At 70.9% G+C, this 19,175-nt stretch carries 14 protein-coding genes; 7 read left to right on the top strand and 7 right to left on the bottom strand.

What is annotated here, in order from left to right:
- Nucleotides 1-52: 52 nt before the first annotated feature.
- The 3 genes from NZH93_RS41385 to NZH93_RS41395 are packed head-to-tail and all read right to left on the bottom strand — an operon-like array spanning nucleotide 53 to nucleotide 2,138.
- A complete protein-coding gene (locus NZH93_RS41385) occupies nucleotides 53-850 on the bottom strand; it encodes an Rv1486c family protein (protein WP_259628798.1) in 798 nt (265 codons plus the stop codon).
- Between the two features lie 39 nt (nucleotides 851-889).
- The gene (locus NZH93_RS51055) at nucleotides 890-1,378 is read right to left on the bottom strand and encodes a YcxB family protein (protein WP_259628799.1); all 489 of its coding nucleotides are present in this window, start codon (nucleotides 1,376-1,378) and stop codon (nucleotides 890-892) included.
- 49 nt (nucleotides 1,379-1,427) lie between these two features.
- Entirely contained in the window at nucleotides 1,428-2,138 is a 711-nt protein-coding gene (locus tag NZH93_RS41395) for a polysaccharide deacetylase family protein (RefSeq protein ID WP_259628800.1), read from the bottom strand.
- 37 nt (nucleotides 2,139-2,175) lie between these two features.
- On the opposite strand from NZH93_RS41395, the gene NZH93_RS41400 reads away from it, so the two are divergent.
- The 3 genes from NZH93_RS41400 (at nucleotide 2,176) to NZH93_RS41410 (ending at nucleotide 6,229) form a co-directional block, all read left to right on the top strand.
- Complete coding sequence (locus tag NZH93_RS41400) at nucleotides 2,176-3,567, top strand: sigma 54-interacting transcriptional regulator (RefSeq protein ID WP_259628801.1); 1,392 nt, start codon at nucleotides 2,176-2,178, stop codon at nucleotides 3,565-3,567.
- On the top strand, nucleotides 3,564-5,507 hold the full coding sequence (locus NZH93_RS41405; RefSeq protein WP_259628802.1) for a VWA domain-containing protein: 1,944 nt from the start codon (nucleotides 3,564-3,566) through the stop codon (nucleotides 5,505-5,507). The genes NZH93_RS41400 and NZH93_RS41405 overlap by 4 nt, the downstream gene beginning before the upstream one ends.
- A gap of 62 nt (nucleotides 5,508-5,569) precedes the next feature.
- Nucleotides 5,570-6,229 carry a hypothetical protein gene (locus NZH93_RS41410; RefSeq protein WP_259628803.1) on the top strand — a complete coding sequence of 220 codons (660 nt, stop codon included), beginning with the start codon at nucleotides 5,570-5,572 and terminating at the stop codon, nucleotides 6,227-6,229.
- Here the strand turns inward: NZH93_RS41410 and ctaD are convergent.
- Nucleotides 6,216-7,979: an aa3-type cytochrome oxidase subunit I gene (gene ctaD / locus NZH93_RS41415; protein ID WP_259628804.1), complete on the bottom strand. Its 1,764-nt coding sequence runs from the start codon at nucleotides 7,977-7,979 to the stop codon at nucleotides 6,216-6,218. The two genes, NZH93_RS41410 and ctaD, sit on opposite strands and share 14 nt — an antisense overlap.
- 70 nt (nucleotides 7,980-8,049) lie before the next feature.
- Nucleotides 8,050-8,871 carry a slipin family protein gene (locus NZH93_RS41420; protein WP_259628805.1) on the bottom strand — a complete coding sequence of 274 codons (822 nt, stop codon included), beginning with the start codon at nucleotides 8,869-8,871 and terminating at the stop codon, nucleotides 8,050-8,052.
- Nucleotides 8,872-9,007: 136 nt separating this feature from the next.
- On the opposite strand from NZH93_RS41420, the gene NZH93_RS41425 reads away from it, so the two are divergent.
- Together NZH93_RS41425 and mshC are read left to right on the top strand one after the other, a co-directional pair.
- The gene (locus NZH93_RS41425) at nucleotides 9,008-11,092 is read left to right on the top strand and encodes an MMPL family transporter (RefSeq protein ID WP_259628806.1); all 2,085 of its coding nucleotides are present in this window, start codon (nucleotides 9,008-9,010) and stop codon (nucleotides 11,090-11,092) included.
- Between the two features lie 10 nt (nucleotides 11,093-11,102).
- Entirely contained in the window at nucleotides 11,103-12,341 is a 1,239-nt protein-coding gene (gene mshC / locus NZH93_RS41430) for a cysteine--1-D-myo-inosityl 2-amino-2-deoxy-alpha-D-glucopyranoside ligase (protein ID WP_259628807.1), read from the top strand.
- A gap of 108 nt (nucleotides 12,342-12,449) precedes the next feature.
- Here mshC and NZH93_RS41435 read toward each other — a convergent pair whose 3' ends face one another.
- The gene (locus NZH93_RS41435) at nucleotides 12,450-14,261 is read right to left on the bottom strand and encodes a S8 family peptidase (RefSeq protein ID WP_259628808.1); all 1,812 of its coding nucleotides are present in this window, start codon (nucleotides 14,259-14,261) and stop codon (nucleotides 12,450-12,452) included.
- Between the two features lie 536 nt (nucleotides 14,262-14,797).
- Here NZH93_RS41435 and NZH93_RS41440 point away from each other — a divergent pair.
- Together NZH93_RS41440 and NZH93_RS41445 are read left to right on the top strand one after the other, a co-directional pair.
- Nucleotides 14,798-15,925, top strand: a complete 1,128-nt coding sequence (locus NZH93_RS41440; protein WP_259628809.1) for a S1 family peptidase — start codon at nucleotides 14,798-14,800, stop codon at nucleotides 15,923-15,925.
- A 257-nt stretch (nucleotides 15,926-16,182) separates the two neighbouring features.
- On the top strand, nucleotides 16,183-18,678 hold the full coding sequence (locus tag NZH93_RS41445; RefSeq protein WP_259628810.1) for a terpene synthase family protein: 2,496 nt from the start codon (nucleotides 16,183-16,185) through the stop codon (nucleotides 18,676-18,678).
- On the opposite strand, the gene NZH93_RS41450 is transcribed toward NZH93_RS41445, so the two are convergent.
- A complete protein-coding gene (locus tag NZH93_RS41450) occupies nucleotides 18,651-19,139 on the bottom strand; it encodes a GbsR/MarR family transcriptional regulator (RefSeq protein WP_259628811.1) in 489 nt (162 codons plus the stop codon). The genes NZH93_RS41445 and NZH93_RS41450 overlap by 28 nt on opposite strands.
- Between the last annotated feature and the right edge of the window lie 36 nt (nucleotides 19,140-19,175).

The raw sequence follows: 19,175 nt of genomic DNA on the forward strand, positions 1-19,175 counted from the left end.
CCCGCCGTGCGATCGCCTCGTCCCCGAGATGTCCGCGTTCTGTCACAAGTCGCTAGTGCAGCCCGGCCGCCTGGTCGGACAGCACGCGCACGGCTTCCTCCACGGCGGCGCAGCGAGCCCGGCGCACGGCCTCCGACAGCGGCCGCAGCGCCTCGTCCCTGGCCTGCATCGCGGACGCCGAACTGGCGCCGCCGGGGGCGTCGCTGCGCGCGACCTCCAGGATCGCGGCGACCTCGGCGGCCCGCTGGAGCACCCGGACCGACCTCGGCGGCATGCCCGCGGGCCACTCCAGCTTCGAGTGCCTGGTGGACAGGGCGGCGATCTCCTCGCGCACGTTCGGGCGGTGCTTGGCGACGTCCAGCGTCACCAGCGCCGTCGCGGCCTGGCGCATGGCGCTGGCGAGGCCGTGCTCCGCCTCGCCGATGGGGACGTGCTCCGCGCCGCCCGTGGACGGCAGGTCGAACACGGTCCAGCGCATCACGCCGTCCGCGACGATCTTGGGCACCAGGCCCACCCCGATGTCCGGGAGGACCGCCGCCTCACCCGCGCGCAGCGCGCACGTGCTCAGCGGGCCCTTGCCGCCCAGACCGCGAACATCACCCGGTACGGGGAGCGCGAGGCGGCCGGTCCGGGTGCCCGCGCGGCGCAGCGACGCCAGCAGCAGCGCCGGGCCCACCGGGGCCTCGTCGGGGCCGGGGAGGTCCAGCGCGGTGGCGGTGCCGTCGTCGTCGGCCGCCACTTCGTGCAGGTCCGCCCACTCTTGAAGGGCGTCAAGGACGTCGTCGGCCGCGGCTGCGCCATGCAGCCAAGCGGAAGTCCAGACGACCAGCGTCGCACTCGCACAAGACACGCTGTCCAAGGTTAGTGCCTTCGCGGGGATGCTCCGCGCTCAGGCGGCAGGTCCCACGTGGCGGACCAGCAGGTCTCGAAAACGGTTGCGGGCCGAGTTGTCGTCGAACGCGCGGTACGGCACGGCGTACATCGGCCCCCGCGCGCCCTCCTGGGTGCGCAGGATGAACCCGCGGCGCGTCTCCGTCCACGTGGGCAGGTGCGTCCACGGCAGCTCGCTGCGCGCCGCGTCACCGACGGTCATCCGCAGCGAGTGGTCGTCCGCGGTCGCCGTGACGGTGTTGGCCGCGAGCGGGTGGCCGCTGAAGTCGATCCGCACCTGGATGGGGATCAGCACCGCGATCAGGCCCGCCACGGCGATGCCGAACAGGCCGGGCGCCGTGGACCCGCTCAGCAGCACCACCACCGAGCCCGCCAGGACGAAGCCCGCGAACCAGGGGGCCCAGCGGAACATCGGCACGGCCGAGCGCAGGGCGTCACCCCAGTCGGCGGGTTCGGGTGACCACCTGAAGTCGACGCTGCCGCTCACCTGGTTCTCCGATGTCCGGGATGTCCGTGCCGCCGCATTCTCCTGTGCCTCAGGCGAGCAGTTGGGACACCGTGACGAAGGTGTAACCCACCGCTTTGAGCGCGCGGACGATTCCCGGCACCGCGTCCCACGAGGACTGCCGCGACGTGGGCCAGACGTGCAGCAGCACGATGGACCCCGGCCGGACCTCGTCGCAGGTCCGCCGCACGACGTCGGCCGACGTCGGCTGCTCGGCGGAATCCGGTTCCACGTCCCACATGACCGTGGTGCGGTCGTGGTCGGCGAGGTAGCCGGGCAGGGTGAACAGCTTCTTGCCGTTCGGCGGTCTGAAGTGGATCGGTCCTGTGTGGCCCGCCGCCCGGATCGCGGCGTCCGTGCGCTCGACCTCGTCGGCGACGAACTCCTCCGACACCAGCACCATCCGCTGGTGGGTGTAGCTGTGGTTGCCCAGCTCGTGGCCCGCGGCGACGAGCTGGCGGCCGTACTCGGGGTGCGCGTCCATCTCCCGGCCGACGACGAAGAACGTCGCGGGCACGTCGAGGTCGGCCAGCGTCCGCACGACCTCGGGGGTCCGGTCGCCGGGGCCGTCGTCGAACGTGAGCGCGACGACCCTGCGGTCGGTTTCCACCCGGTGGACGAGCTCTCCCGCGAACTGGAACGTGCGCGACTTCGACACCTGGAACAGGCCGAACGCCGTGCTCACCAGGAGCAGCAGGACCACCGCGGCGAGGACGGCCCACCGCCGCTGGAGTTGCTCCACGTCGACCAGTCTGGCAAACGTGCGTAGCGTCGATCGGGTGACCGCCTCCTCCGCACTTCCCCGTACCGCGGGTGAGCTCCGCGCCGCGGGCCACCTGCCCCGCAGCGTGAAGACCGAAATCCGCGAGAACCTGCTCACCGCGCTCCGCGCGGGCAAGAACCCCTGGCCGGGCATCGTCGGCTTCGACCGCACGGTGGTCCCGCAGCTCGAACGCGCCCTGCTGGCCGGGCACGACTTCGTGCTCCTCGGCGAGCGCGGCCAGGGCAAGACCCGCCTCCTGCGCACCCTGGTCGGCCTGCTCGACGAGTGGACCCCCGTCATCGAGGGCTCCGAGCTGGGCGAACACCCCCTCGACCCCATCACGCCCGAGTCGAAGCGCCGCGCCGCGGAACTGGGCGACGACCTGCCCGTCACATGGCGGCACCGCGACCAGCGCTACGCCGAGAAGCTCGCCACGCCGGACACGTCCGTCGGCGACCTCGTCGGCGACATCGACCCGGTCAAGGTCGCACAGGGCCGCAGCCTCGGCGACCCCGAGACCATCCACTACGGCCTGCTGCCGCGCTCGCACCGCGGTGTCATCGCCATCAACGAACTGCCCGACCTCGCCGAGCGCATCCAGGTGTCGCTGCTCAACGTGATGGAGGAGCGCGACATCCAGGTCCGCGGCTACACGCTGCGGCTGCCGCTGGACGTGCTGCTCGTCGCCACGGCGAACCCCGAGGACTACACCAACCGCGGCCGGATCATCACGCCGCTCAAGGACCGGTTCGGCGCCGAGGTCCGCACGCACTACCCGTTGGAGATCGCCAACGAGATCGACCTGGTCCGCCAGGAGGCCGACCTGGTCGCCGAGGTCGGCGACCACCTGATCGAGGTCGTCGCCCGGTTCGTGCGGCACCTGCGCGAGTCGTCCGCGGTCGACCAGCGGTCCGGCGTGTCCGCGCGGTTCGCCGTCGCGGCGGCCGAGACCGTGGCCGCGTCCGCGCTGCGCCGGTCCGCGCTGATCGGCGAGACCCCCGCCGTCGCCCGGCCGATCGACCTGGAGTCCGTGCCCGAGGTGCTGCGCGGCAAGCTGGAGTTCGAGGCGGGGGAGGAGGGGCGGGAGATCGAGATCCTCACGCACCTGCTGCGCCGCTCGATCGCCGACACCGCGCGGTCCACGTTCGCCGGGCTCAACCTCCGCTCGCTCGCGGAGGCCGTGACCGACGGTCACCCCGTCGCCACCGGCGAGCGCGTGCCCGCGGGCGACATGCTCGCGGCCCTGCCCGAGCTGCCGGTCCTGCACGAGGTCGCGGCCCGCCTGGGCGCCGGCCCGAAGGACCCGGTCGGCCGGATCGCCTCCGCCGTCGAACTGGCGCTGGAGTCGCTCTACCTGACCAGGCAGATCGGCAAGGACAGCGACGACGATCGATCGGTGTACGGATGAGCGGATACCGCTACGGGCGCTACGTCGACGGCCCGGATCCCCTGGCGCCACCGGCGGACCTGCGCGCCGCCATGGACGAGCTCGGCCGCGAGGTCATGGAGGGCTCCTCACCCGCCGCCGCGCTGCGCGAACTGCTGCGGCGCGGCGTGCAGGGCACCCGCGGCCTGGACGACCTCATGTCCAGGCTGTGGAAGAAGCGCTCGGACATCCAGCGCCGCCACCGGCTCGACGGCACGTTGCAGGAGGTCCAGCGCCTGCTCTCGGAGGCGTTGAGCGCCGAGCGCAAGGCGCTGTTCCCGGAGCCGACCGACGACGCCCGGTTCCGCGAGGCCCAGCTCGACGCGCTGCCTCCGGGCACCGCGGCGGCCGTGCGCGACCTGGCCGAGTACGACTGGCGTTCCGCCGAGGCGCGCGAGTCGTACGAGAAGATCCGGAACCTGCTCGGCCGCGAGCTGATGGACCAGCGCTTCCAGGGCATGAAGGAGGCGATGGGCAACGTCGACCAGGCTTCTGTGCAACGCGTCCAGGAGATGCTGGCCGACCTCAACGCGCTGCTGGCGGGTCACGCGGCGGGCGACGAGGACACCCCGCGGCGGTTCGACGAGTTCATGCGCAAGCACGGCGAGTTCTTCCCGGAGAACCCGCGCACCGTCGACGAGCTGATCGACGCGCTGGCGGAGCGTTCGGCCGCCGCGCAGCGGATGATGAACTCGATGACCGACGAGCAGCGCGCCGAACTGGCGGCGTTGTCGCAGCAGGCCTTCGGCAACTCCGGTGTCGGGCAGCAACTGTCCCAGTTGGACTCGCTGCTGCAAGGCCTGCGGCCCGGCCAGGACTGGACCGGCTCGTCCCGCTTCCGCGGCCAGAACCCGCTGGGGTTGGGCGAAGGCGCACAGGCCATGCAGGACCTGGCCGACCTGGACGCGTTGGCCGAGCAACTGGGCCAGTCCTACCCCGGCGCGCGGCTGGAGGACATCGACGTCGAGTCGCTCGTCCGGCAACTCGGCTCCGAGGCGGGCGTCGACGCCCAGCGCCTGGCTTCCCTGGAGCGCCAGCTCCGCGAGCAGAACCTGCTCGAACGCGGGCCGGACGGTGATCTGCGGTTGACGCCGAAAGCGTTGCGGCGCTTGGGGGAGACGGCGTTGCGCGGGGTCGTGGACAGCGTCCGGACACCGCGCGGCGACCGCGACAGCAACCGGGCGGGTGCGGCGGGCGAGCCGATCGGCAGCACCCGGCCGTGGCAGTTCGGCGACGCCGAACCGTGGAACGTGCCCCGGACCGTGACGAACGCGGTGCTGCGCAGCGGTGGCGGGCCGGTTTCGCTGGACGTGGTCGACGTCGAGATCACCGAGACGGAACTGCGGTCGCGGGCGGTCATCGCGCTGTGCGTCGACACGTCGTGGTCGATGGTCCAGGACGGCCGCTGGGTGCCGATGAAGCGCACCGCGCTGGCGCTGCACCACCTGGTGCGCACCAGGTTCCGCACGGACGCGCTGGAACTCATCACGTTCGGTCGGCACGCCGAGACCGTCGACATCGGCGGGCTCACGTCGTTGGAAGGCGTGTGGGAACAGGGCACCAACCTGCACCACGCCCTGCTGCTGGCAGGCCGCCACCTGCGCCGCCACCCGGACGCGCAGCCGGTGGTGCTGGTCGTGACGGACGGCGAGCCGACGGCGCACCTGGAGCCGAGCGGGGAAGCGGAGTTCCACTACCCGCCGCTGCCGCGCACACTCGGGAAGACGCTGGTGGAGGTCGACAACATCGCCAAGCTGGGCGCGTCGATCACCGTGTTCAAGCTGGGCGACGACCCGCGGTTGGCGGCGTTCGTGGACACCGTGGCCCGGCGGAGCGGCGGGCGGGTGGTGGCGCCGGACGAGGACGGCCTCGGCGCCGCCGTGGTGAGCGACTACCTGCGGGCTCGCAAGCGTCGGCGGTGACGTCGGAGCGCCCCGGACCCGCGTCCGGGGCGAGTTCCGGCCGCACCGGTCACACTGGAGCCGTGGACTCCGAGGACGCGCGGCTGGCGCGGGACTGGTTGGTCGGGCGCGGCGTGACCGGGAGTGGTGACGTGTGGTCGTGCGACGGGGAGGGGTGCTCCGCCAACGAGGTGGCGCACGAGTGGACCGACAAGGTGCTCGAAGATCCGTCGTTGGACGTGGTGGGGCGGGTCCGGGTGGCGTTGGGGTTGCTCGACCTGCTGGACCAGTACGCGGTGGCGATGTACCTCAAGACCACACCGCTGCCACCGGAGGCGGAAGTCGTGTTCTGGGCGGCCTACCGGCGGCGGTTGGAAGCGCCGGAGTCCGCCGAGCCGGTCACGTACTCGCTGTGGGTCGACTGGTTCGAGGACCCGGCGACCGTCGACACCGCGTTCGCGGAGGTGGTCGTGGGGCTCGACGAGTTGGCCGAGGGGCCGTTGCGCCGAGCCCGGCGGGTGCTGGTCGTGTCCGGGCCGGTGCCGTGGCGGCTCAAACGGGACCTCTACCGCCGGGCCGCGAGCACACCCGTCCTGCACGAAGCGCTGTTCCACGGGCTGCGGGGGAGCCTGCACGACGTGTACGGCGACCTCGACCGCGACGAGGCGCTGGGCCTCCTCGCGGAAGTCGACCTGCCGGGCGAGCGGGTGGCCGCTCTGCGCGACGACCTCAAGGCTCCGTAGGGCTCTCCCGGTCCGCCGCGAGCGCCGTCTCGGTCGTCTCGTCGTGCGCCACGCGGTGCTTGCCCGGTTTCAGCAGCGAGAAGTGGGACTCGTCGCGCATCCGCTGGACCATGTGCGGGTAGTGCAGCTCGAACGCGGGCCGCTCCGAGCGGATCCTGGGCAGTTCGGTGAAGTTGTGCCGCGGCGGGGGCGAGGAGGTGGCCCACTCCAGGGAGTTGCCGAAGCCCCACGGGTCGTCGGCCGCGGCCGCGTCGCCGAAGCGGTAGCTGCGGAAGACGTTGTACACGAACGGCAGCACCGAGGCGCCCAGCAGGAACGAGCCGATGGTGGACAGGGTGTTGAGGAACGTGAAGCCGTCGCTCGCCAGGTAGTCGGCGTAGCGCCGGGGCATGCCCTCGTTGCCCAGCCAGTGCTGCACCAGGAACGTCAGGTGGAAGCCGAGGAACGTGGTCCAGAAGTGCAGCTTCCCCAGGCCCTCGTCGAGCATCCGGCCGGTCATCTTGGGGAACCAGAAGTAGATCCCGGCGTAGGTGGCGAACACGATGGTGCCGAACAGCACGTAGTGGAAGTGCGCGACGACGAAGTACGTGTCGGTGACGTGGAAGTCGATCGGCGGGGACGCCAGCAGGATGCCGGTGAGGCCGCCGAGCAGGAACGTGACCAGGAAGCCGATGCTGAACAGCATCGGCGCCTCGAACGTCACCTGGCCGCGCCACATCGTGCCGATCCAGTTGAAGAACTTGATGCCCGTCGGCACGGAGATCAGGAACGTCATGAGCGCGAAGAACGGCAGCAGCACCGCGCCGGTCGCGTACATGTGGTGCGCCCACACGGCGACCGACAGCATGGCGATGGCCAGGGTCGCGAACACCATCCCCTTGTAGCCGAACAGGGGTTTGCGGCTGAACACCGGGATGACCTCGGTGATGATGCCGAAGAACGGCAGCGCCACGATGTAGACCTCGGGGTGACCGAAGAACCAGAACAGGTGCTGCCACAGGATGACGCCGCCGTTGGCCGGGTCGAACACGTGCGCGCCGATGTGGCGGTCGGCGGCCAGCCCCATCAGGGCGGCGGTGAGGATCGGGAACGCCAGCAGGATCAGGATGCTGGTCACCAGGATGTTCCAGGTGAAGATCGGCATCCGCCACATCGTCATGCCGGGCGCGCGCAGGCAGACGACGGTCGTCGTCATGTTGACGCCGCCGAGGATCGTGCCGAGACCGGAGACCGCCAGGCCCATGATCCACAGGTCCGCGCCGATGCCGGGGCTGTGGATCGCGCTGCTCAGCGGTGTGTACGCCGTCCAGCCGAAGTCCGGCGCGCCGCCGGGCGTCAGGAACGAGGACAGGACGATCAGGCCGCCGAACAGGAACAGCCAGTAGGAGAACGCGTTGAGGCGGGGGAACGCCACGTCCGGGGCGCCGATCTGGAGCGGCAGGACGTAGTTGGCGAAGCCGAACAGGATCGGGGTGGCGTAGAGCAGCAGCATGATCGTGCCGTGCATGGTGAAGAGCTGGTTGTACTGCTCGTTCGACAGGAACTGCATGCCGGGGCGGGCCAGTTCGCCGCGCATCAGCAGCGCCATGACGCCGCCGACCATGAAGAAGGCGAACGACGTCACGAGGTACAGCAGCCCGATCACCTTGGGATCGGTGGTGCGGAACAGCGAGAGCAGCAGCCCGCCCTTGGGCCGTGGTCGGGCGGCGCCGGGGTGCACGACCACCGGTGTGGGCCTGAGCGTCGTCACTGGCGCCTCCCTCGTCTCGTGGACGTGAGCGGCACCCATGCTCCACCCGCGTGGAACGGGCGGCAATCGGTCAGCCGGGGAGTTGTTCCCCCGGCTTGTTCGGTTCAGGGTCCCCGACCTGGGCGGCCCGGCGGTCCAGGGCGTCCGAGCTCTTCTCCAGGAACCGCAGCAGCTCCACCGGGAACGGCAGCACCAGCGTCGAGTTCTTCTCCGCGGCCACCTCGACGATCGTCTGGAGCAGCCGAAGCTGCAGCGCGGCGGGGGTGTTCTCCATCGTCTCGGCGGCCTGCGACAGCTTCACCGACGCCTGGAGCTCGCCGTCCGCGGTGATGATCCGCGCCCGCCGCTCCCGCTCGGCCTCGGCCTGCCGGGACATCGAGCGCTTCATGCCCTCGGGCAGCGCCACGTCCTTGATCTCCACGCGGTCGATGTCGACGCCCCAGCCGAGCGCCGGCGTGTCGATCATCAGCTCCAGCCCCTGGTTGAGGCGTTCGCGGTTGGACAGGAGGTCGTCCAGCTCGCTCTTCCCGATGATGGAGCGCAGGGAGGTCTGCGCCACCTGGAGGATCGCGAAGCGGTAGTCCTCGACGTTCACCACGGCCCGGACCGGGTCGACGACCTTGAAGTACACCACCGCGTCCACGCGCAGGGTCACGTTGTCGCGGGTGATGCCGTCCTGGGCGGGGATGGGGAGCGTGACGATCTGGAGGTTGACCTTCCGCAGCCGGTCCACGCCCGGCACCAGCATGGTCAGTCCGGGGCCGCGGAGCTGTTCGCGCACCCGGCCGAACCGGAAGACGATGCCCTGCTCGAACTGCTTGATGACGCGGGCGCTGGCACCGAGTCCCACGACGGCGAGGCCCAGCACGCCGCGCACGATGTCGAGGATCATCGGGGACCACCTCACCTCAGCCACGACCCGGTTCCGAGCGTACGCCCGCGACCGGGTCGTCCGGCGGATCGTCTTGTCCGACATGTGACCTCGCCCGTCAGGCGGACCTGATCACGGCCGCCTAGCCTTCTGCACCATGAAGTGGCTCCGCTGGACCCTGCCCGCGCTCCTGGTCGCCGTGTGGCTGCTCGTCGGCGGCATCGGCGGGCCGTTGCAGGGGAAGCTGTCGGAGGTGCAGAAGAACGACAACGCGTCGTTCCTGCCCGCCTCCGCGGAGGCCACCGAGGTCGCCGACTGGCAGAAGCGGTTCGCGGACCAGGAGTCGCTGCCCGCGCTCGTGGTGTTCGAGCGCGACGGCGGGCTGACCGAGGAGGACCTGCGCGCGACCGTCGGCCGGGGCGCGGCACTGGCGACGTTCGACGGCCTCGCGGGCGACGTCGTCGGTCCGGTGCCCTCCGAGGACGGCGAGGCCGCGCAGATCATCGTGCCGCTCAAGCCCGTCGGCTCGGAGATCACCGACGTCGTGGAGGACCTGCGCGCGCTGGTCCGCGAAGGGCTGCCGTCCGGGTTGACCGTGCACGTCACCGGGCCCGCGGGCATCCTCGGCGACTTCGCCAACGCGTTCGGCGGCATCGACGGGCTGCTGCTGCTCGTGACGGCCGTCGTGGTCGCGCTGATCCTGCTCGTCGTCTACCGCAGCCCGCTGCTGCCGCTCGTGGTGATCCTCAACGCGGGGCTGGCGCTGTGCCTGGCGGTCATCGCCGTGTACCTGCTGGCGCGCGAGGACGTGCTGACGCTCAACGGGCAGAGCCAGGGCATCCTGTTCATCCTCGTGTTCGGCGCGTCCACGGACTACTCGCTGCTGCTCGTCGCGCGGTTCCGGGAGGAGCTGCACCGGCACGAGGACCGCTGGAGTTCCCTGCGGACGGCCATGAAGCGGTCGCTGGAGCCGATCGTGGCGTCCGCCGGGACGGTGATCATCGGCCTGCTCTGCCTGCTGCTGTCGGACCTGAAGTCGAACCAGGGCCTCGGGCCGGTCGCGGCGATCGGCATCGCCGCGTCACTGGTCGCGACGCTCACGTTCCTGCCCGCGATGCTGGCGCTGATCGGCCGGTCGGCGTTCTGGCCGTTCCGGCCGAAGTTCGACACGGTGGCGCACAAGGAGACCGGGCTCTGGCAGCGGGTGTCCGCGTTCGTCGGACGGCGGGCTCGGGCGACGTGGATCGTGACGACTCTGGTGCTGCTGGTGGGCGTCGCGTTCGTGCCGCAGCTCAAGGCGAACGGCGTGGCGCAGACGGACTTCTTCCTCAACCCGGTCGAGTCGGTGACCGGGCAGGAGGTGCTGACCGAGCACTTCGACGGCGGCACGGGCTCGCCCGCGGTGATCGTCGTGGACCAGTCGGCGGCGCAGGAGGCCGTGACCAAGGCCAAGGCGGTGCCCGGTGTCGCGGAGGTCGCGCCGTCGAGCGACAAGGTCGTCGACGGCAAGGTCGAGCTGCTCGCCACGTTGAAGGCCCCGGCCGACAGCGCGGAGGCGACGACGGCGCTGCGGCAGCTCCGGACCGACCTGCGCCCGGTGGGCGGCGCGATCGTCGGCGGTGTCACGGCGATCCAGGTCGACGTGCAGGACACCGCGAAGCGCGACCTGCGGGTGATCATCCCCGTGGTGCTGCTGGTGATCTTCCTCATCCTGGCGCTGCTGCTGCGCGCCCTGCTGGCGCCGCTGCTGCTGATCGCGACCGTCGTGCTGTCGTTCGCCGCGACCCTGGGCGTGGCCGCGCTGGTGTTCGACCACGTGCTCGGCTTCCCCGGCGCGGACCCGAGCGTGCCGCTGTTCGCGTTCGTGTTCCTGGTGGCGCTCGGCATCGACTACAACATCTTCCTGATGACCAGGGTGCGCGAGGAGTCGATCCGGCACGGCACGCGCGAGGGCACGCTGATCGGCCTGTCCGTCACCGGCGGGGTGATCACCTCGGCCGGTGTCGTGCTCGCGGCGACGTTCGCCGCGCTCGCGGTCCTGCCGATCCTGTTCCTCGCGCAGATCGCGTTCCTGGTGGCGTTCGGCGTCCTGCTGGACACGCTCATCGTGCGCTCGCTGCTCGTGCCCGCCCTCACCGTGGACATCGGCCGCGCGGTCTGGTGGCCGTCGGCGCTGGCGCGGAGGGGTGTGACCGGCGTCCCAGCAGACGAGAAGTCCTCCCAGTCCGCGCACTCGGGTTAGGGTCGAACCCATGCAGACCTGGTCATCCATCCCAGTGCCGCGGGTAGCGGGCGAACCTCGACCCCTGCGGTTGTTCGACACGGCCACGGGCGAGGTCCGCCCGACGGCGCCGGGCGAAACCGCCAGGTTGTACGTCTGCGGCATCACGCCGTACGACGCCACGCACCTCGGCCACGCGGCCACGTACCTCGCCTTCGACCTCGTGCACCGGCTGTGGCTCGACAACGGCCACGACGTCCACTACGTGCAGAACGTCACGGACATCGACGACCCGCTGCTGGAGCGCGCGGCCCGCGACCAGGACGACTGGGTCGTGCTCGGCATGCGGGAGACCGCGCTGTTCCGCGAGGACATGGAGGCGCTGCGGGTCCTGCCCCCGCGCCAGTACATCGGCGCGGTCGAGGCGATCCCGGAGATCGTCGAGGCCATCGCGAAGCTCGTCGCCGACGGCGCCGCGTACCGCGTGGACGACGCCGAGTACCCCGACGTCTACTTCGACCACACCGTCACCGGCCGGTTCGGCTACGAGTCGAACTACGACGAGCAGACGATGCTGGGCTTCTTCGCCGAGCGCGGCGGCGACCCCGACCGCCCCGGCAAGCGGCACCCGCTGGACGCCCTGCTGTGGCGCCTGGAACGGCCGGACGAGCCCGCGTGGCCGTCGGACCTCGGCGCGGGCCGCCCCGGCTGGCACATCGAGTGCAGCGCCATCGCCCTCAACCGGCTCGGCACCGCGTTCGACGTCCAGGGCGGCGGCTCGGACCTCGTCTTCCCGCACCACGAGTACAGCTCCGCGCACGCGGAGGCGTTGACCGGCGAGCACCCCTTCGCCCGGCACTACGTGCACGCGGGCATGATCGGCCTCGACGGGGAGAAGATGTCGAAGTCCAGGGGCAACCTGGTCTTCGTGTCGAAGCTGCGGGCCCAGAAGGTCGACCCGAACGCCGTCCGGCTCGCGCTGTTCGCGGGCCACTACCGGTCCGACCGACCGTGGAGCGACGCGCTGCTCGACGAGGCGCTGACCAGGCTCGACCGCTGGCGCGCCGCGACGGCACTGGTGGCGGCCCCGTCCGCGGAGGACACCATCGCCCGGCTGCGCGACCACCTCGGCAACGACCTGGACACCCCGCGCGCGCTGGCCGCCGTGGACGCCTGGGCCGCCGACGCGCTGGCCTCGGGCGGCTCGGACCACTCGGCCCCGGCGCTCGTGCGCGACGCCGTGGACGCGCTGCTGGGCGTGGCGCTCTAGCCGGAGGAGCACAAAGGCCGTCCTGCGCTGAGCAGGACGGCCTTTTCCGTGCTGTGGGGCCCGTGGGTGAGCCGGGCGGGGCGGCTCACCCACGGGATGGGTCGGGACCTACGCGTCCAGCGTCCACGAGTCGATGCGACCCGTGTCGAGGAACGCCTGGTCGCGGACCCGCAGCTTCCAGGTACCGGCGGCGACCTCGCTGGAGGCGTTCACCGTGTACGTCTGGTTGATGTTGTCCGTGCTGCCACCGGTGCGGTTGTGCAGGTTGTACGAGGTGCCGTCCGGCGCGACGAGGTCGACGACCAGGTCACCGATGTAGGTGTGGACGATCGCGACCGTGACCTTCGTGGTCGCGGAGGCGTTGCCGGAGCAGGACAGCGCGATGGAGCTGCTCACGTCCGAGTTGTCCGGGATCGCCACGTCGGTGCCGTTGGTGGCCGGGTCGCAGCCGGAGCCGATCGGGTTGACGACCCAGGAGAAGGTCGCCGAAGCGGTCTTCGCGGCGGCGTCCGTCGCGGTCGCCGTCACAGAGGAGGTGCCCGCGGTGGTGGGCGTGCCGGAGATCAGGCCCGAGGAGCTGATCGACAGGCCCGCCGGGAGGCCGGTGGCGGTCCAGGTGTACGGCGCGGTGCCGTTCGACGCCGAGAGCTGGAGGCTGACGGCCGTGCCGACGGTGCTGGTCTGCGCGCCGGGGTTGGCGACCGACGGGTTGCCTGGCACGCCACCGGTGCCGGTGAACAGCAGCTTGTTCGGCGAACCGGTGCCGGGGCTGGTGATCTTGTCACTGGTCGCGGCGTTGACGATCGCCGAGTGGACGGTCGCCGGGCTCGCGGACGGGTTGTCCGCCAGGTAGAGGGCCACCGCGCCCGCGACGTGCGGTGCCGCCATCGACGTGCCGCTGATGTTGTTCGTGGCCGTGTCGTTGGTGTTCCACGACGACACGATGTTCTGGCCGGGGGCGAACAGGTCGGTGCAGGTGCCGAAGTTCGAGAACGAGGCACGCGCGTCGGTGTTGGTCGACGCGTTCACCGTGAGCGCCGTGGCGACGCGTGCCGGGGAGAAGTTGCACGCGTTGGCGTTCGAGTTGCCCGACGCGATGGCGTAGGAGACACCCGAGGCGATGGAGTTCGCGACCGCGTTGTCCAGGGTCGTGTCGACGCCGCCACCGAGGCTCATGTTGGCCACGGCGGGCTTGATGGCGTTCGCGGTCACCCAGTCGATGCCCGCGACGACGCCTGCGGTCGTGCCGGAGCCGGAGCAGTTCAGCACCTTGACGGCGACGATGGAGACGCCCTTCGCGACGCCGTACTCGGAGCCGCCGACCGTGCCCGCCACGTGGGTGCCGTGGCCGTTGCAGTCGGAGTTGTTGCCGTCACCGGAGGTGTTGGTGCCCCACGTCGCACGCCCGCCGAACGTGGAGTGCGTGGTGCGCACGCCGGTGTCGACGATGTAGGCGTGCACGTTCGACGCCGTCGTGCTGTACGTGTAGCTGTTGTCGAGAGGCAGGTTCTGCTGGTCGATCCGGTCGATGCCCCAGGAGGGGACCGGCGACTGGGTGTCGGCGAGCTTGACCACCGCGTCCTGCTGGACGTAGGCGACCGTGGGGTCCGCGGCGAGCTTGCGGGCCTGGTCGGCGGTCATCGTGACGGAGAAGCCGTTGATCGCGTGCTTGAACGCGGCACGCACCTGGCCGCCGTACTTCGAGGTCAAGGAGCCCGCCGTCTTCGCGGACTCGGCCCGCGGCGACGCGCTCTCCTTGAGCGTGACGATGTAGCTGTCCTTGACGGCGTCGGCGCGGTCCGCACCGAGGATCTGGCCTTCGGCCGACGCGGGCGCGGCGGCGGTGATGGCCAGGGCGACGGCCGCGGTGGCGGCCATGCCCAATCCGGCCAGACGTCTGGTGATCCGAGCGTCTCCCATTGCAGGTGTCTCCCTCAAGACAGTGTCGCCCGGTCGTTCGGCACGCCGAACGACTGAGCTGCAGGGATGGGACGTTCGCGCGAACGGGTGAAGCGGTAATCGACCGGTTACAGAAGATAGTCGTGATGTTCGAGGTCCGGGAGTAGGACCGATCGTTGCAACTTCGCACGGAAAATTACCCGTTGACATGCGAATACCCGGATCCGCGTTTAACGGGCCGGATCACCGGGAACGCGCGTCGCGACTACCCCGCTAGGCCGGATGGCCGCTACCGTCGGGCGGCCCTACCCGCTTCCGGGCACACCTGCATAGCGTCACCCATTAGGAGGACCGGAACCGAGTCGAGTGGTTCAGGGCCGATGGGGACGCGGAGCCATGTGTCGGGTCGAGCGCGTGACCACGCAGCAACGTGGTCGATCACCTCATCGCCATCGGGACGCTGGGTGTTACAGGTCCGCTCGACGCCGTTCGACCCGGCGCCGGTTCTCCTCCGCCCCTCCGGGGGTGTCCCTGCATCCGAGGAAGAGGAGAGCTGGATGAAGTGCACGAGTGTTGCGCGGGCAGCCGGAGCAGCAGTGCTCGCGACCCTCGCGGTGGTGCCCGGTACGGCCTTGGCCTCCGCCTCGGAACCGTCCGCCGCGCTACCCGCCGAGGTGTTGGCCGCCTACCAGCGCGACCTCGGGTTGGACTCGGGCGAGGCGAAGGCGCGATTGGAGTTGGAACGGACGGCCGCCGCGACGCAGAGGTCGGCCCAGGAGTTCGTCGGGGCCGCCTACGGCGGGGCGTGGTTCGACGCGGACAGCGGGAAGCTCGTCGTGGGCGTCACCGACGAGGCGAAGTCCAGGGTGGTGAAGGCACTCGGCGCCGAGCCGAAGGTGGTGGCGAACAGCGCGACGACGCTGGCCGACACCAAGGGCAAGATCGACCGGGCTGGCAAGGCGCCCGGCGCGGTGACCGGGTGGTACGTCGACACCAAGGCCAACTCGGTCGTGGTGACCGTGAAGCGCGGGGCCGTCGACGGTGAGGTCGCGAAGTTCCTCGACACGGCCAAGGCGGCGGGTCCCGTCTCGGTCGTGGAGGCGGACCGGGCGCCGAGGCTGTACGCGGACATCCGCGGCGGCGACGCCTACAACATCAACGGCTCGTCGCGGTGCTCCATCGGGTTCGCCGTGTCCGGCGGGTTCGTGTCGGCGGGCCACTGCGGCTCGGCCGGTGACTCCGTGACGTCCGGTGGCCAGTCGATGGGCTCGTTCGAGGGGTCCTCGTTCCCCGGCAACGACTACTCGTACGTGACCACCGGCTCCGGCTGGACGCCCACGGCGAAGGTCAACCACTACGGCGGCTCCGACGTGATCGTGTCGGGGTCCACCGAGGCGGCCGTCGGCGCGTCGGTGTGCCGCTCGGGTTCCACGACCGGGTGGCACTGCGGCACCGTCCAGTCCAAGGACGAGACGGTGAACTACCAGGAGGGGTCCGTCTCGGGCCTGACCCGGACGAACGCGTGCGCCGAGCCCGGCGACTCCGGCGGTTCCTGGGTCAGCGGGACCCAGGCGCAGGGTGTGACCTCGGGTGGTTCCGGTGACTGCACCTCCGGCGGGGAGACCTACTTCCAGCCGGTCAACGAGATCCTGTCCGTCTACGGGGTCAGCCTGATCACCGGCTGACCGCGTCGCGAAACCGATGGGCCACCTTGGGATCGGGTGGCCCATCGGTGTGCGCGGACCTCACCACCGGGTGAAATCCCAGGTCGTGCGCCCCAGGGCGGCGCGGCCAAGGCGATGATCACCCCCACGGTCAGTAGCACGGGGTTCACCCGCCAGAACCGGTCGGCCGCCCCAATGGTCGTTGTCCGGGCACCGGGTCGGTTGCGAGGGTCGTACGTCGAGCCCGAAGCAGCCGGTCCGAAGGAGCAGTCCCACCCATGCAGGCGTTCACGCTGCCCGACTTCTACCTGCCCCACCCGGCCAGGATCAACCCCCACCTGGAACGCACACGCGCGCACAGCGCGGCGTGGGCCGAGGAGATGGGGATGCTGTCGGCCCCGAAGCCCGGCGGCGGTGTGGTGTGGACCCCGGCCGCGCTCGCCAGGATGGACTACGCGCTGATGTGCGCCTACACCCATCCGGACTGCGACGGCGACGCGCTCGACCTGATCACCGACTGGTACGTCTGGGTCTTCTTCTTCGACGACCACTTCCTCGAGCAGTTCAAGTACACCCGCGACCACGACGGGGCGCGGGCGTACCTGGACCGGCTCGAGCGGTTCATGACGGCCGGCGACGCGCGGGCCCCCGAGGTGACCAACCCCGCCGAGGCCGGGCTGCACGACCTGTGGCGGCGCACGGTCCCGTCCATGTCGGACGGCTGGCGGCGGCGGTTCACCACCGTGACGCACAACCTGATGGTCGAGTCCATGTGGGAGCTCGACAACATCGAGCTGGGTCGGATCGCGAACCCGATCGAGTACCTCCAGATGCGCCGCCGGGTCGGCGGGGCCCCGTGGTCGGCCGGGCTGGTCGAGTACGCGGTGGGCGCGGAGGTCCCGGACGGCATCGCGGCGCTGCGACCCATGAGGCTGCTGTCGGACACGTTCTCCGACGCCGTGCACCTGCGCAACGACCTGTTCTCCTACCAGCGCGAGGTCGAGGAGGAGGGCGAGAACTCGAACGCCGTGCTGGTGTTCGAGAAGTTCCTCGGCTGCACCACCCAGCAGTCCGCCGACCTGGTCAACGAGCTGCTGACCTCGCGGCTGCACCAGTTCGAGAACACCGCGCTGGTCGAGGTCCCCGCGCTGATGGCCGAGCACGGGATCCCGCCGCACGAGCAGCTCGGCGTGGCCGCGTACGTGAAGGGGTTGCAGGACTGGCAGTCCGGCGGCCACGAGTGGCACGCCGTGTCCAGCCGGTACATGAACGAGGAGGCGGCGACCGGCACCAGCGTCCTCGGTGGACCGTCCGGGTTCGGCACGTCGGCGAGCCGGATGTTCTCGCCCGCCGCGACCGGGGCGCGGCGGCGCGCGCGGCAGTTCGGCTTCACCCCGTTCGAGCAGGTCGGCCACCTCCCGCTGCCGGACTTCCCCATGCCGTTCGCCGTCCGCACCAGCCCGCACCTCGACGCCGCGCGGGAGCACGCGGTCGCCTGGGCGCGGGAGATGGGGATGCTCGACGACCTCTGGGACGAGCGGAAGTTCGTCGGCTACGACTTCGCGCACTGCGCGGCGATGATCGACGCCGACGCCACCCCGGACGGCCTCGACCTGACCTCGGACTGGCTCGCCTGGGGCACCTACGGCGACGACTACTTCCCGCTGGTGTTCGGGGCGGCGCGCGACGTCGTGGCGGCCAAGGCGTTCAACGAGCGGTTGTCGCTGTTCATGCCGGTCGACGACGGCGGGACCCCCGAGCCCGCGAACCCGGTCGAGCTGGGCCTGCGGGACCTGTGGCGGCGCACCGCCGGGCCGATGGAGCCGGGCGCGCGGCAGGAGTTCCGCCAGACCGTGGAGGACATGACCGAGAGCTGGGTCTGGGAGGTGTTCAACCAGGCGCAGCACCGGGTGCCCGACCCCGTCGACTACGTCGAGATGCGTCGCAGGACGTTCGGCTCGGACATGACGATGAGCCTGAACCGGCTGGCCAACTGGAACTCCGTGCCGCGCGCCGTCTACGACACGCGGGTGGTCCGCGAGATGGAGACGGCGGCCCAGGACTACGCCTGCTTCACGAACGACCTCTTCTCCTACCAGAAGGAGGTCGAGTTCGAGGGTGAGGCGCACAACATGGTCGTCGTGGTGCAGAACTTCCTGGAGGTCGACCGGTTCGCGGCCAGGGACGTGGTGGCGAGGCTGATGGCCGACCGGATGAGCCAGTTCGAGCACATCGTCGCGAACGACCTGCCGAAGCTGTTCGAGGAGTTCGACCTGGACGACTCGGTGCGCGCGATCCTGACCGGGCAGGCCGAGGGCTTGAAGGAGTGGATGTCCGGCATCCTGGAGTGGCACCGGAAGGTGGTGCGCTACGGCGAGGCCGAACTGCGCCGCGACCGGTCGGTCGGGCGGCCCGCGCCGGGCTCGTCGGTGCCGGGGTCGGTCGCGGGGCCGGGAGGGTTCAGCAGGCAGTGGTTCGCGGTGTCGGGCGCCGGTCTGCCCGGTGCGACGGTCCCGCCCGGCGCGCTGCCCCGTGGGCGCGGTGCAGGCGTCCTGCCCGTGCCGGCCGGCTCACCGCGCGGCGTGGTGCCGAGCGGTCACGGTGTCCCTCGATCGAGTGGTTCGGTGCCGACCGCGGCGGTGTCACCCGCACCGGTCGGGCCCGTGGTGACGACGCCGAGCACGGACGTGGCGGAACCGAAGCGGGTCGGGACGCCGACCGGTCTCGGCACGTCGGCGGTCCGGGTTCAGGCGCCGAAGGTCTCCTCGCGGTAGGCGCGCCACCGGTCCAGCATGTCCGGCATCTCCCGGTGGATGAACTTGAAGAAGGCCAGCGTCTCGTTGAGGCGCTTGCCCGCGGGGGTGTCGGGGCCGAGCGCCTCGACACCCTCCTTCAACGGCACCGACCAGCGTTCGAGCATCTGGTCCTTGTGGAAGACGGCCTCGTACCAGACGTCGTCGGAGACCTGGAAGACGTCGCGGCGGGAGCCGACCTCCCGCTCGCGGCGGACCAGGTCGACCTGGCTCAGGTAGCGCACGGCGCCGGAGATCGCGGCGGGGGAGACCTGGAGCAGGTCGCCCAGTTCGGCCGCCGTCATCCGGCCCGTCTCGCTGACCAGCAGCGCGACGAAGACGCGCGCGGGCATGCGGGCCATGCCCGAGTCGGTGAACACCGAGGAGAAGCGCTCGATGAAGCGCACGATCTGCTGGTTCTCGCTCTCCGCCACTCCGGTCACCGCCGCCTCATCCCCTTCGTCCGATTCGAGTCGGAA

The organism is Umezawaea endophytica (assembly GCF_025061645.1).
GTDB lineage: Bacteria > Actinomycetota > Actinomycetes > Mycobacteriales > Pseudonocardiaceae > Umezawaea > Umezawaea endophytica.

Bases quoted from the DNA above. Each gene is read 5' to 3' on its own strand.
- NZH93_RS41425 (WP_259628806.1), top strand. From the start codon at position 9,008: ATGAAGTGGCTCCGCTGGACCCTGCCCGCGCTCCTGGTCGCCGTGTGG.
- NZH93_RS41420 (WP_259628805.1), bottom strand. From the start codon at position 8,871: ATGATCCTCGACATCGTGCGCGGCGTGCTGGGCCTCGCCGTCGTGGGA.
- NZH93_RS41405 (WP_259628802.1), top strand. From the start codon at position 3,564: ATGAGCGGATACCGCTACGGGCGCTACGTCGACGGCCCGGATCCCCTG.
- NZH93_RS41445 (WP_259628810.1), top strand. From the start codon at position 16,183: ATGCAGGCGTTCACGCTGCCCGACTTCTACCTGCCCCACCCGGCCAGG.
- NZH93_RS41440 (WP_259628809.1), top strand. From the start codon at position 14,798: ATGAAGTGCACGAGTGTTGCGCGGGCAGCCGGAGCAGCAGTGCTCGCG.
- NZH93_RS41435 (WP_259628808.1), bottom strand. From the start codon at position 14,261: ATGGGAGACGCTCGGATCACCAGACGTCTGGCCGGATTGGGCATGGCC.
- mshC (WP_259628807.1), top strand. From the start codon at position 11,103: ATGCAGACCTGGTCATCCATCCCAGTGCCGCGGGTAGCGGGCGAACCT.